This is a genomic window from Novosphingobium sp. KA1, from assembly GCF_017309955.1.
In the GTDB taxonomy this organism is placed as follows: domain Bacteria; phylum Pseudomonadota; class Alphaproteobacteria; order Sphingomonadales; family Sphingomonadaceae; genus Novosphingobium.
This window is the reverse complement of the sequence record NZ_CP021247.1, coordinates 2,496,721-2,509,821: the sequence shown is the minus strand read 5'-3', so window position 1 is coordinate 2,509,821 and position 13,101 is coordinate 2,496,721. Positions and strand designations below refer to the sequence as shown.

General features: G+C 63.1%; 9 protein-coding genes. 8 read left to right on the top strand and 1 reads right to left on the bottom strand.

All coding sequences use genetic code 11. The annotated features are described in order from the left end of the window. Nucleotides 1-21: 21 nt before the first annotated feature. The 5 genes from CA833_RS12065 (at nt 22) to CA833_RS12045 (ending at nt 8,219) form a co-directional block, all read left to right on the top strand. Entirely contained in the window at nt 22-1,614 is a 1,593-nt protein-coding gene (locus tag CA833_RS12065; protein ID WP_207078163.1) for an isocitrate lyase, read from the top strand. Nucleotides 1,615-1,734: 120 nt separating this feature from the next. Further along, on the top strand, nt 1,735-1,905 hold the full coding sequence (locus CA833_RS12060) for a hypothetical protein (RefSeq protein ID WP_185928596.1): 171 nt from the start codon (nt 1,735-1,737) through the stop codon (nt 1,903-1,905). A gap of 224 nt (nt 1,906-2,129) precedes the next feature. Then, nucleotides 2,130-4,961 carry an EAL domain-containing protein gene (locus tag CA833_RS12055; protein ID WP_242526064.1) on the top strand — a complete coding sequence of 944 codons (2,832 nt, stop codon included), beginning with the start codon at nt 2,130-2,132 and terminating at the stop codon, nt 4,959-4,961. A gap of 101 nt (nt 4,962-5,062) precedes the next feature. Continuing rightward, the gene (locus CA833_RS12050; RefSeq protein WP_242526063.1) at nt 5,063-7,183 is read left to right on the top strand and encodes a bifunctional diguanylate cyclase/phosphodiesterase; all 2,121 of its coding nucleotides are present in this window, start codon (nt 5,063-5,065) and stop codon (nt 7,181-7,183) included. 106 nt (nt 7,184-7,289) lie between these two features. Continuing rightward, nucleotides 7,290-8,219: a 1-phosphofructokinase family hexose kinase gene (locus tag CA833_RS12045; protein ID WP_207078162.1), complete on the top strand. Its 930-nt coding sequence runs from the start codon at nt 7,290-7,292 to the stop codon at nt 8,217-8,219. Nucleotides 8,220-8,226: 7 nt separating this feature from the next. Here the strand turns inward: CA833_RS12045 and CA833_RS12040 are convergent, their stop codons facing one another. After that, nucleotides 8,227-8,922, bottom strand: coding sequence for a TetR/AcrR family transcriptional regulator (locus CA833_RS12040; protein WP_207078161.1), 696 nt, complete (start codon nt 8,920-8,922; stop codon nt 8,227-8,229). Between the two features lie 163 nt (nt 8,923-9,085). Between CA833_RS12040 and CA833_RS12035 the strand changes: the two genes are divergently transcribed. From CA833_RS12035 to CA833_RS12025, 3 genes are all read left to right on the top strand, one after another. Continuing rightward, entirely contained in the window at nt 9,086-9,412 is a 327-nt protein-coding gene (locus CA833_RS12035) for a 2Fe-2S iron-sulfur cluster-binding protein (RefSeq protein WP_207078160.1), read from the top strand. 14 nt (nt 9,413-9,426) lie between these two features. Further along, entirely contained in the window at nt 9,427-10,686 is a 1,260-nt protein-coding gene (locus CA833_RS12030) for a cytochrome P450 (RefSeq protein WP_207078159.1), read from the top strand. Nucleotides 10,687-11,416: 730 nt separating this feature from the next. Beyond that, nucleotides 11,417-13,012 carry an FAD-dependent oxidoreductase gene (locus CA833_RS12025; RefSeq protein WP_207078158.1) on the top strand — a complete coding sequence of 532 codons (1,596 nt, stop codon included), beginning with the start codon at nt 11,417-11,419 and terminating at the stop codon, nt 13,010-13,012. The last annotated feature ends 89 nt before the right edge of the window (nt 13,013-13,101 follow it).

Below are 13,101 nucleotides of genomic sequence, written 5' to 3'. Positions count from 1 at the left end.
TTCCAACGGGGAATTGGCAAAGTGACCTATCAGAGCAAGATCATCGAAGCCGGAAAGACCATCGGAACCGAGCCGAACTGGAACGGGATCGAGGCCGAATCGGTCGCCCGCATGCGCCACCAGAACCGCTTCAGGACCGGCCTCGACATCGCCCGCTACACCGCGCGCATCATGCGCCAGGACATGGCTGCCTACGATCTCGACCCGGCCAACTACACGCAGTCGCTGGGCTGCTGGCACGGCTTCATCGGCCAGCAGAAGATGATTTCCATCAAGAAGCACTTCGGCACCACCAAGGGCCGCTACCTCTACCTCTCGGGCTGGATGGTCGCGGCGCTGCGCAGCGAGTTCGGGCCGCTTCCCGACCAGTCGATGCACGAGAAAACCTCGGTGCCCGCGCTGATCGAGGAGCTCTACACCTTCCTGCGCCAGGCCGACGCGCGCGAGCTGGGCATGATGTTCCGCGATCTCGACAAGGCCCGCGAGGCCGGCGACGAGGTCGAGGCCAAGCGCCTCGAACATGCCATCGACAACCACGAAACGCACGTCGTGCCGATCGTCGCCGACATCGACGCAGGCTTCGGGAACGCGGAGGCAACGTACCTCCTCGCCAAGAAGTTCATCGAGGCAGGTGCCTGCTGCATCCAGATCGAGAACCAGGTCTCGGACGAGAAGCAGTGCGGCCACCAGGACGGCAAGGTCACCGTCCCGCACGAGGACTTCATCGCGAAGATCCGCGCGGTCCGCTACGCCTTCATGGAACTGGGGGTCGACGAAGGGCTGATCGTGGCGCGCACCGATTCGCTCGGCGCCGGGCTCACCAAGCAGATCGCCTATACCCGCGAGGCCGGCGACATCGGCGACCAGTACAATGCCTTCCTCGACTGCGACGAAGTCGAAGCGGGGAACCTCGGCCATGGCGACGTGCTGATCAGCCGCGACGGCAAGCTGATGCGCCCCAAGCGCCTGCCCAGCAACCTCTTCCAGTTCCGTTCGGGAACCGGCGAGGACCGCTGCGTGCTCGACTGCATCCATGCGCTCCAGAACGGGGCGGACCTGCTCTGGATCGAGACCGAGAAGCCGCACATCGGCCAGATCGGCGGCATGGTCAGCCGCATCCGCGAGGTGATCCCGAACGCCAAGCTGGTCTACAACAACTCGCCCAGCTTCAACTGGACGCTCAATTTCCGCCAGCAGGTCTTCGACAAGTGGGCCGAGGAAGGACGCGACATGAGCCAGTACGACCGGGCAAGGCTGATGAGCGTGGACTACGACGCCACCGAACTGGCGGCAGAGGCCGACGAGCGCATCCGCACCTTCCAGAAGGACGCGGCGCGCGAGGCGGGCATCTTCCACCACCTTATCACGCTGCCGACGTACCACACCGCCGCGCTCTCGACCGACAATCTGGCGAGGGAATACTTCGGCGAAGCGGGTATGCTCGGCTACGTCAAGGGCGTCCAGCGCCAGGAGATCCGCCAGGGCATCGCCTGCGTGAAGCACCAGAACATGGCCGGCTCCGACATCGGCGACGACCACAAGGAATACTTCGCCAAGGAAGCCGCACTCAAGGCGGGCGGCGCCCACAACACGATGAACCAGTTTGCTGCCTGAGGCAGCGAAGGCAGCCGATTTGCCGCCGGACAGGGCGGGGGAACGAACTTCGAAGAACGCCCGGGGACAGTCCCCGGGCGGCGGGGGAAAGCCCCAGTGAAGCAAGGAAAGGAAGGTACAATGACCACCATGACCACCGAACCGGCCCGCGCCCGCGCGGTGCTTTCGAACCAGGATTTCAAGCTGCTGCAGGAAGCCGTGCTTTTCTACATGCGCGCCCACGAGGATGACCCGATCTCCTCGCAATACTCGAACCTCTACCACAGGCTCGGCAGCGCCACACGGCGCTGATCACAAGAAGCCTGATCAAGAAGACTGCCGGCAAGCGGGAGTGACGCCCGATTGCCGAAACCCCGCTCGCCCCCAAGGCTGGACGGGGCCACTCAAGACCTTTCCTGGGGAGGAAAGTCCGCCCGCCGCACCCTGTGTGCGGCGGGCTTTTTCATGGCGCCCCGGAGAAGCCCTCATGGCCGGTTTAGCCGCCCTGCAAGTAGCCATCGCTCAGGACTTCCAGGATGGAACCCCTGCCTTTTGCCGGGATCGGCGACATCTTCCTGTGCCTGCGCGATCAGCACCGTCCCGGCGCACTGCTGCTGGCCGCGCTGGTCTGCACGATGGCGGCGGCGACCGGCGTCATGCTCATGCGCCAGGCCCGCTGCGAGAGCGGCGCAACGCGGCACAACTGGGCAACATTGGCCGGCGTCGCTTTCGGCTTTGGCACCTGGGCGACCCATTTCGTGGCCCTGCTCGCCTATACCGGCATGCAAGCACTCGCGTTCCGGCTCGACCTGACCCTGCTGTCCCTGGTCGTCGCACTCGCAACCACATCGCTGGCCATGCGGCTGACTCTAGCCAGCCACCGGACGTTGCACGGGTTCGCCGCCGCCTTGGTGCTGGGCGGCGGCATCGCGGCCATGCATTACATCGGTACGGCCGCGCTCGAAATCCCCGCCCGAACCGTCTGGCGCCCCGACATGGTGGCACTATCCATCCTCCTGCCCACATTGCTGTGGTTTCCCGGCCTGCGACTTGCCGTTCACGGGAAAGGGATCTGGGCTCCGGTTGGCGCCGCCCTCTGCCTCGTCGCTGGCGTGCTGCTGCTTCATTTAACGGCTATGGCCGCCATCACCCTGATCCCGGCGCGTCCACGCGCCTCAGGCATCGCCATCAGCCCCACCGTTCTGACCGCATGGATCAGCATGGTGACCCTGGGCATCTTCGCGCTCGGCATGACCGCCCAAATCGTCAATCGTATCGCCCGTAACGCCTTGGATGAAAGCGAGCGTCGCTTCTCGCAGTTGGTGAAGACGATTTCCGACTATGCGATCTGCATGCTCGACCACGACGGTCGCATCTCGCAATGGAATCTCGGGGCCAAGCGACTGACCGGCTACAACGCGCAGGAAATGATCGGCCTGCCGATCGCGCGCCTGTTCACCGAAGAGGATCGGACTGCGGGCCTGCCCAATTTCCTGCTTGCCCAGGCCCGCGAAAACGGCCTTCATTCTGGCACGGGTGAATGCCTGAGACAGGACGGCTCGCGCTTCTGGGCCCATGGCACGGTGGAAAAGCTGCTTGCACCATCGGGCGAGGAACTGGGCTTCTCCTTCGTGATGCACAACATCACCCCGTTCCGCGAAGCCCAGGCACTGATCGCGGAAACCTCGCGCCATCTCGACACTGCGCTCGAAAACATGCTCCAGGGACTGTGCCTGTTCGACGCCGACCAGCGCGTCGTCCTGTGCAACCGTCGTTTCCGGGAGATCTGGTCACTCGAAGAAGACGATTGCCGCAACGGCACCGATTTAGCCGCGCTGATCGCCAGCGGCTTCATGAACCTGGGAGGCGAGCAAGCCGGCTCACAGGTCCTCCAGAACATGAAGGACATCCTCGAGGAAACCCTGGCCGATACCGGAAGCCACCCCATCATCGCGGACTTCGGAGAGAACCATGTGATCTCGGTGGCCAACCGCGCCTTGCCCGAAGGCGGCTGGGTCACGACCTGCGACGACATCACCGAACAGCGCAAATCGGAGGCCAAGATCGCGCACATGGCCTTGCACGATCCGCTGACCGGCCTGCCGAACCGTACGCGCTTTGCCATGCTGTTGGATGAACTTCTGGCGGTAGCGGCACCGCAGAAAAAGCAGCTCGCCGTCATTGGCGTGGACCTGGACCGCTTCAAGGAAATCAACGATTCGCAAGGCCACGCGGCGGGCGATCTCGTGCTCCAGTCGATAGCCCAGCGGCTTGGCGAAATGCTTGGCGAAGGAGAAGCGGTCGCTCGCCTCGGTGGTGACGAGTTCGCTGCTTGCAAGATGTTCGCCAACCGCAGCGAACTGAACGACTTCCTCGCGCGTCTGCGCAATGCCATCATCGCGCCGATAGGTGACAGCGAGCACCATTTTGTGGTGGACGGCAGCATCGGCATCGCGCTCTACCCGAACGACGGGACCGATCGCGAGACCCTTCTCAACAACGCCGATCTTGCCATGTACCGGGCCAAGGCAACACTCGGCGAAAGCGTCTGTTTCTTCCAGCACGGCATGGACGAAACCGCCCGCCAGCGTCGGCAATTGGCCGCCGACTTGCGCCATGCGGTGGACCGCGGCGAGCTCTCGCTACTGTACCAACCGCAACGCTCGCTCCACACCGGCCAATTGAGCGCCTATGAAGCGCTACTGCGTTGGCATCACCCCGCCCATGGCCTGGTGCCCCCCGATGATTTCATTCCGATCGCCGAGGAGAACGGCGAGATCATCCGCATCGGCGAATGGGTGCTTCGCGAGGCCTGCCGCGAAGCCCGCAAATGGCCGAGTGCAATCAAGATCGCGGTCAACCTGTCCCCGGTGCAATTCCTCCAGCCCGGGCTGGTCGAGACACTGCGCGAGATTCTGGTCGAAACGGGTCTTTCCCCCAGCCGGCTGGAACTGGAGATCACCGAAACCGCGATCATCTCCGACAAGCTGCGCGCCCTGCACTGCCTGCGCCAGATCAAGAGCATGGGCGTCAGCGTCGCCATTGACGACTTCGGCACCGGCTATTCCTCGCTCGACACCCTGCACTCCTTCCCCTTCGACAAAATCAAGATCGACAAATCCTTCATGTCGCGCGCCGAACACAGCAATCAGGCCCGCGCCATCATCCGCGCCGTACTGGCGCTCGGCCGCAGCCTGCAGATCCCGGTTCTGGCCGAAGGGGTCGAAACCGAAAAGCAACTGGCCGTGCTGCGCGATGAAGGCTGCGACGAGGCTCAGGGCTACCTGTTCGGACGGCCGGCCGCTCCGCCGCGCGAATGCGAAGACGCCTCGGAACCAGCACGAACGGCAAGCGCAACCAGCAACTGAGTGCCCGCGGCACGAGGGCCTCAGCCTGTCGCATGTAACATTGACAAGAAAATTAACGCCTTGCCTAGTATCCCCCGGTTGCCAGCTTTGGGGGCACCATCTTGATTCTTGGGGACGATTTCGAACGGGAAGCAAGGAAACCGGCGGATGATCCGTCGGTAGCGCTCACGCACGAATCGCTCGCAGCGGCTCTTTCCGCCGCTTCACGCGCCGAAAGACTGCTGCGCGACGCGATCGAAGCCATGCCCCAGGGTATCGTCATCCTCGATGAGGAAGACCGCTACATTCTCTGGAATCGCCGCTATGCGGAAATCTACTGCCGCTCGGCCGATCTGCTGCAACCCGGCGCAAAGCTGGGCGACACCCTGCGGATCGGCGTGGCCCGCGGCGATTATCCCGAAGCGATCGGGCAGGAAGAGGAATGGCTGGCCCGCCGCATCGAGATGTTGCGCCAGTCCGACTGCCGCCACGAACAGCGCCTTTCCAATGGCCGTTGCATCCTGATCGAAGAGCGCAAGACCGAAAGCGGCGGCACGATCGGCATCCGCGTCGACATCACCGACATCCGCCGGCGCGAGGAAGCCTTCCGCCTGCTGTTCGAGCAGAACCCGTTGGCGATGCTGGTCTACGACGCCGCGACCGGGCTTATCCGTTCCGCCAATGAGGCGGCGTGCCGCTTGTTCCGCTACGGCGCCGACGAGATGGCCGGCCTGGACGCCGAATGCCTGTTCTCCCGCGCCGACCGCGACAGCGCCATGGCCCTCTTGGCCAGCGATTGCCCCGAAGGGGATTCATGCTGGCCACTGAGACGCCGTGACGGCACGAACGTCGAAGCCATGGTATCGACGCGCCTTTCGCACATGGAAGACGAACCGGTCACCATCGTCTCGATCGTCGACGTCACCGAACGCCGCCGCATCGAACAGCGCATGGCGCACATGGCGCGTCACGACGAACTGACCGGCCTCGCCAACCGCCCGCACTGCCGCGAATACCTGAGCGCCGTGCTCGAAGAAGCGTCACCGGCCAACACGGTCACCCTTGCGCTGGTAGACCTCGATCACTTCAAGGCGGTGAACGACACATACGGCCATCACTTCGGCGACATGCTGCTGACCGACGCGGCCCGCCGCATGCGCGAACTGATCCCGCCAGGCGCCCTGCTGTGCCGCATCGGCGGTGATGAATTCGCGATCATCTTCCGCCGCGCCAGCCAGACCCAGGCCGAACTCGTCGCCAAGTCCATTATCACCGCCCTCAGCGAACCGTTCTTCATCCACGGCAACATGCTGCACATCGGCGCGACCATCGGCTTCTCGGTAGCGCCTTACGACAGTTCCGATTCACAAACCCTGATGCGCTACGCAGACCTTGCGCTCTATGCGGCCAAGGCCGAACGACGCGGCACCTGCCGCAGTTTCGAACTGCGCATGGACGAGGCGGCTCAGGCCAAGAGCCGGCTCGAGAAGGACTTGCGCAAGGCCGTGCAGGACGGCGACCTGGAAGTCCACTACCAGCCACTCGTGAATCTCGAGACCGGGCAGATCGAATGCTGCGAGGCCCTGCTGCGCTGGCACCACGCCGAACGCGGGCATGTATCGCCCGAAGTTTTCATCCCGCTTGCGGAAGAACTGGGGCTGATCGATCAGGTCGGCCGCTTCGTACTCAATTCCGCCTGCCGCGAGGCGATGTCCTGGCCGCAGCATGTCCGGCTTTCGGTCAATGTCTCGCCCCTGCAGTTCCGCAACGGCAATCTGCTCAGCACCGTGATCAATGCGCTCTCCTCCTCGGGCCTTGTCGCCGAGCGGCTCGAACTGGAAATCACCGAGGCCGTGCTGATGGAGCGCGGCCCCCGCCCGGCTGCGATCATCCGCAACTTGCGGGCCTTCGGCATCGGCATCTCGCTCGACGATTTCGGTACCGGCTATTCGTCGCTCAGCTATCTGCTCAACTACCCCTTCACCAAGATCAAGATCGACAAGTCGTTCATCCTGAACCTCCAGCGCGAGGCCAATTCGCGCGCGGTGATCCGCGCGGTCATCGGACTTGGCCGCAGTCTGGGCGTGACCGTGGTGGCCGAAGGTATCGAGCGCGAGATGGAGCGCGAATACTTGCGCAGCGAAGGCTGCACCCAGGGCCAGGGCTTCCTGTTCGGCAAGCCGGGCCCGGCAGCGATGGTTGATTTCCAGAGCCTGCTTCCCCGCGCCTGCAACGCCGCTTGACCCGACAAGCCTCCGACCGCACAGCTTGACGGCTGTCGCCAATGACGGGCATGTTTTCCGTCACTTAGGTCGTAAACTCATAAACGCCCCCTCTTGGAGCCGCCCGATGAAAAGCATCGCCACGCTAACCATGAACCCGACGATCGACGTCTCCTACAACGTCGGCAAAGTCCGCCACACGCACAAGATGCGCACCGACAACGAACACTACGCACCTGGGGGCGGCGGCATCAATGTCGCGCGGGTCTTCGTACGACTCGGTGGCAACGCGCGATGCTATTACCTGTCCGGTGGTGCCACCGGCCCCGCGCTCGACGGCCTGATCGACCTGCATCAACTGGTCCGCACACGCATCCCGATCGAGGGCCCGACGCGTATCGCCGCCGACATTCTCGAACACGACACCGGCAAGGAATTCCGCTTCACTCCCGCCGGCCCCCATGTCAGCGAGGCCGAGTGGGGCCGCTGCCTGGACCTGCTCGCCGAAGCAGATTGCGACGTCATGGTCATGAGCGGTTCCCTCCCCCCCGGCGTACCGACAGACTTCTACGCCCGGGTCACCCGCCTGCTCGCGCCGCGGGGCATCGAGATGGTGCTCGACACCTCGGGCGAGGCGCTGGCAGCAGGCATCGCGCAAGGTGACTTGGCGCTGGTCAAGCCCAGCATCGGTGAACTGGCGCAGTACACAGGTCGTACGCTCGACAACCTCGAAGAAATCGGAACCGCGGCGATGGATATCGTGTCCACCGGCAAGGTCCGGCTCGTTGCCGTCACCATGGGCCATGAAGGCGCACTGCTCGCCAATGCCGGGGGCACCACCTATCTTCCCGCGCTCAAGATCGACGCTGCCAGTGCCGTCGGCGCCGGTGACAGCTTTGTTGCCGCGATGGTCCACGCCCTGTGCCGGGGCGACGATGACCTCACTGCCTTTCGGATCGGCCTTGCCGCCGGGTCGGCGGCGGTCCTGCGCGCAGGCACGGACCTGGCCCGTCCCGCGGACATCGAGCGCCTGCTCCGGATGGTCGAGCCGGCCTGAAGTCGTCTTACGCCGCAATCGCCCGCAAACAGAACGACCAGATCGCTTGCGCAAGCGCCTCGCGCTCGGCTCGATCGGGCGCCCGTCCTTCCTCTTCGAGCAAGAGCGTGTGCACCGTCGTCGAAACGAGGTTGTAGATAAGCCGCGCCTGCAACTGCGGATCGGCCTGCCGGAAGACCCCAGCGGCCATCCCCTTGCCGATATGCCCCGCCATTAAATCCAGCAAGGGCTGAAGCGCGGCCTTCAATTCAGCGGGACGCTGCTGCGCCAACCGCAAATGCTCCCGGCTGAGCGCCGCACTGCGCAAGTGAGCTCCGCCAACCGGCATGCCTTGCGCCGCAACTGAAGACCGGTCCTGAGACTTGCCCTGAAACTGCGCCTGGCCGACGACAATGCCACGGACGATCCCCTCAAGCGCCTGCGCCGACCCCACTTCCGGCTTCGTCATCGCTTCGAATGCCCGCGCGGCCGAACGCAACGTGGTATCGAAGACCGCGAGAACAAGATCGTCCTTGCTTTGGAAACGCTCATAGAAGGCTCTGCGCGCAAGCCCCGTGCGTGCCAGCACCGCGCGGATCGTCAGGCCTTCCAGTCCTGCTTCGTCAAGCAATTCGTGTGCCGCCGCGATGAGCTTCTGGGAGCGATCTTCATCGCCTTCATCAGATGCAGCGGACAAGGCGAGATGGGATTTCGTCGTAGCCATCGATCAATCGCGTATCGCGTCTCCCATCACGGGTCCAGCCCGTCCTGCGATGCCTTGGCTCGTCCGCTCCCGTATCAATTGACTCGATCACCGCCCTCACGCTAAAAATGTCGAGAACAGCGTTCTCATAAAGGCGCGAAGACAGGAAATCAGGAGAGTTCCGATGCCCAAGGTCACTTATGTCGACCATACCGGCCACGCGACGACCGTAGAGGTCGATGCCGGCGAAAACGTCATGCGCGGCGCAATTTACAACGGGGTCGAAGGGATCACCGGCGAATGCGGCGGCGGCCTGTCTTGCGCCACCTGCCACTGCTATGTCGACGCGGACTGGACCGCGGCGGTTGGCGGCCCCTCCTCGCAGGCCGAGGAGGAACTGCTCGAATCCGCAGCCAGCGAAGTAAAACCCTCCAGCCGCCTGTCCTGCCAGATGGTCGTCACCGAGGCGCTCGACGGGCTTGTCGTCCACCTTCCCGAACACCAGTTCTAAGCGGGAGAGAGCCGATGCCTATCGACGCCGCCAATCCGGTTCCGCCCAGCTTTCCGCGCCACGTCGGCATGGATCAGGTGCCCGATCATGTCCCCGCCGACCTGGTTCGCCAGGTAGGCCTTACCTTCGGGCCGGAATTTCTCGCCGCTCCGCACGATTTCATGGCCGCGCTGCATGATAAGCAGCCGCCGATCTATTACGACGTCAGCCCGATGGGCAACATGTGGCATTTCACCCGCCACGAGGATGCCCTGTTCGGCCTGCGCCATCCGGAGATATTCTCGAACGAGGGGGCCACGCCGTTTCCGCGTGATCCAAACGACTATTTCTACTTCATCCCGATCGAGATCGATCCGCCGCACCACCGCAAGTATCGCAACATCGTCGACCCGGTGTTCAGTCCCCAGGGCGTGCTCAAGCTGGAGGCGCAAATCCGCCAGCGCGCCAACGACCTGATCGACGAGATCGAGGCCAAGGTCGCAGCCGGAGGAACATGCGAGTTCACCGAAGATTTCGGCCGACCGCTACCGGTTTCGGTATTCCTCGACATCATGGGGCTGCCGCAGGACATGCGCGACACGTTCGTGTCCTGGGCGATGGATCTGCTCCACTCGAACGACCGCGCGATCATGGGCCAGGCAATGCAGAACATCACTGCCTATCTCAAGGACGCCATCGCCGAGAAGAAGGCGCACCCCGATCAAGGCGTGGTAAGCCTGATTGCCCATGCAGAACCGGGCGGCGTGCCGCTATCCGAAAAGGAGATCTTCGGCTTCGTCTGCTTCCTGTTCATCGGCGGGCTGGACACCGTGTTCGCAACGCTCAACAACGTCTGGGCATGGCTCGCGCAGAACCCGGAAAAGCGCCAGGAAATCATCGATCGTCCGCAGGACATCGACAAGGTGGTAGAAGAACTGCTGCGGCGATGGTCCGTCACATTCTCGGGCCGCGTCCTTGATCAGGACTATGAAATGCGCGGCGTGCAGCTCAAGAAGGGCGACCGCGTGACCTTCATCCTACCCGCTTGCAACTTCGACCCCGATGTCTTCCCCGATCCTCTGACGGTAGACTTCGACCGCCCGCGCAAGACAACCCTCGCCTTCACGGTTGGCGTGCACAGCTGCATGGGCGGACACCTGGCCCGCCTGGAAGTGAAGATCGCGCTTCAGGAATGGCTGAGGCGCATTCCCGACTTCGGCCTCAAGCCCGGCACCCACATAGAGTACCGACCAGGCGGCGTAATCGGGCCGGAAGAAGTGCCGTTGGTCTGGTAATTCGACACGACGCTCGGGGATTGGATCGCATAAGGTCCAGTCCCTGCCCCGTAGAGCGCTCAGAGGGATAGAGATCGATCCATCTCCGACCAACGGAAACTGAATAGCCCTGAGCAGCCTCTAGGAATAGGGTCGTTGGCCAGCTGACAGGCGAGTCGGCTGATCCCGCGAAATTGGTTTTTACAAGTTTCCAGCAGTCCCTTGACGCGACCCGTCATGGCCACTTTCCACGGGAATGAAGATAATTACGCGATTTCCGGGGCACCAGCCACGCAACGATGCCTAAGGGACACACCACAGACAAACATCACAAGAAGTTGCACCTCCAGAACAAATTCGCGCTTTTCGAATGGCAAAAGATGTTGCAAGGTAGTCAGCGAAAGGCCTTTTCGGCCTTGCCGGTGTTGGGAGAGAGCGCGCCGGGGGGATTAAAATCCTTTCCGGCGCGCCGAATCTTCGCAAGTGCAACATCTGCTCCGATAGACGCAATGTAAAGTTCGATTTGCGCCTCCAGTCCGTTAAGTTCGTGGTTTACGCGAATTTTCCGACTGGAGGCGCAAGTGTTTTTTGCGTCTAAGGCCTAAGTAACCCTACGCAGCCGCAGCATAGAACGTATAAATCTTGTGCATTAGCGAACCCCGCCGGTGATTCGCGGCCACATGGCCACGATTGACCATCCGTGATTCGCCCCGCGGCCTTGTGCCGTGGCGGCCCGACTGGACCGAAGCACATGCCCGACATCGAGTGCGACGTTCTAATCGTGGGAAGCGGGATCGGTGGCCTAACCTCCGCCATTGCGGCCCGCATGGCTGGCCTGGAAGCTCTCGTGGTCGAACAGGACTTGCTGATCGGCGGGCCTTCCTCCGCCTCCAACGGCATGCTCTGGCTGCCAAACAGCCCGCTTATGTTGCGCGAAAAAGTGCCCGATTCGCGCCGGGCCGCACTCGATTATCTTGCCAACTTCGTGGATGATGGCGATCCCTCGTCCTGCCCCGAACGGCGCGCGGCCTTTGTCGACGGCGTCGCACCGCTCGTAGCGCTCTATGAATCCCGCAACATTCCGCTGCACCTGTGCGAAGGCTACCCCGACCATTACGATACGCTCCCAGGCGGCCATGCCACCGGACGAGCCGTTGAAACCGAAGTGATCGACGCCGAAAAGCTCGGAACCTGGAAACGTCGCATTCGACCGCAAAGTTACCCGATCCCCGCCCGTGCATCGGAATGGGCGCGGCTCGGTCGCACCGAATCCACATGGGACGGACGCATCGGGGCTGCCAGACTGCGTTGGCGCAGTCTGGCAGCCCGAGTTCGAGCGCAGAAACTGCTGTCTGCCGGAGCCGCCTTGCAGGCACGGCTTTTGCTTGCGGCACTCCAACTTGGCGCCAGAATCAGTACGCGCACCGCGCTGCTGTCACTGGAATATAGCAACGGCCGTGTCTGCGGCGCGATGATCGATTGCGACAGTTGGCATCGCCGGGTCCATGTACGTCATGGTGTAGTGATCGCCACTGGACGCATTCCCCAGCCCTCGCCGTTACCGACCGCCGACGGCGATGCCGTTACAGGGATGCTCGGCCTCGGCGCGGGCACGGGCTGGATGAACGAGGACTGGCGCTTCCTCAGGCTTGCTTCCGAACAGGCGCGCCCCGCAACCACCGTGCTGACTGCTCTGGGCAAGCCTCATTTGATCGTTGTCGGACGTGACGGACGTCGTTTCGTCGACGAGGCCGCCCCTCCGATGGAAGTAGGCAGCGCGAGCCTCGCTCTGGAAAAAGCCTCGGGTGCCGCTCCCGCGGCATGGGCGATCTTCGATGCTCGCCACCGCTCTCGCTATCGCTTCGGACCGATCGCACCGGGGCGCATTCCCCGGCAACGCCTGCAAGACGGCAGCCTCGTCCGCGCAGCAACGCTCGATGCGCTCGCCCGCGAATGCGGGATCGATCCTACCGGACTGGAGGCCACGATCAACCGCTGGAACGTCATGGCGGGCCGCGGCATTGACGACGATTTCAGGAAAGGCGCATCATCCTACGACCGCTATCACGGTGACCCCGCTCACGCCCCCAACCCCTGCATGGGACCGATTTCACGGGGACCGTTCTATGCTGTGCCGCTCAGGGCGGAAAGTCTAGGGACGTGCGGTGGCGTCACCGTTGATCCTTTCGCACGTGTGACGAGGATCGATGGAACACCGATTTCAGGTCTATATGCCATCGGTGGCTGCACCGCGCCGCTCTCTGGTCCCCACGACGTCGCCCCTGGCTTCGCGGCTGGCGTAGCCGCCGTGTTCGGGATGATTGCGATACGCAACATGGTCAGTTAGGCGGACTGACGAAAGCCAATCACCAGACACCGGGTTCCCCGCTTGCGTAGTCCTTCCTTCAATTCGGCATCGCAGACCCGCCTCTTATG

Bases quoted from the DNA above. Each gene is read 5' to 3' on its own strand.
- CA833_RS12035 (WP_207078160.1), top strand. From the start codon at position 9,086: ATGCCCAAGGTCACTTATGTCGACCATACCGGCCACGCGACGACCGTA.
- CA833_RS12025 (WP_207078158.1), top strand. From the start codon at position 11,417: ATGCCCGACATCGAGTGCGACGTTCTAATCGTGGGAAGCGGGATCGGT.
- CA833_RS12045 (WP_207078162.1), top strand. From the start codon at position 7,290: ATGAAAAGCATCGCCACGCTAACCATGAACCCGACGATCGACGTCTCC.
- CA833_RS12040 (WP_207078161.1), bottom strand. From the start codon at position 8,922: ATGGCTACGACGAAATCCCATCTCGCCTTGTCCGCTGCATCTGATGAA.
- CA833_RS12030 (WP_207078159.1), top strand. From the start codon at position 9,427: ATGCCTATCGACGCCGCCAATCCGGTTCCGCCCAGCTTTCCGCGCCAC.
- CA833_RS12060 (WP_185928596.1), top strand. From the start codon at position 1,735: ATGACCACCATGACCACCGAACCGGCCCGCGCCCGCGCGGTGCTTTCG.
- CA833_RS12055 (WP_242526064.1), top strand. From the start codon at position 2,130: ATGGAACCCCTGCCTTTTGCCGGGATCGGCGACATCTTCCTGTGCCTG.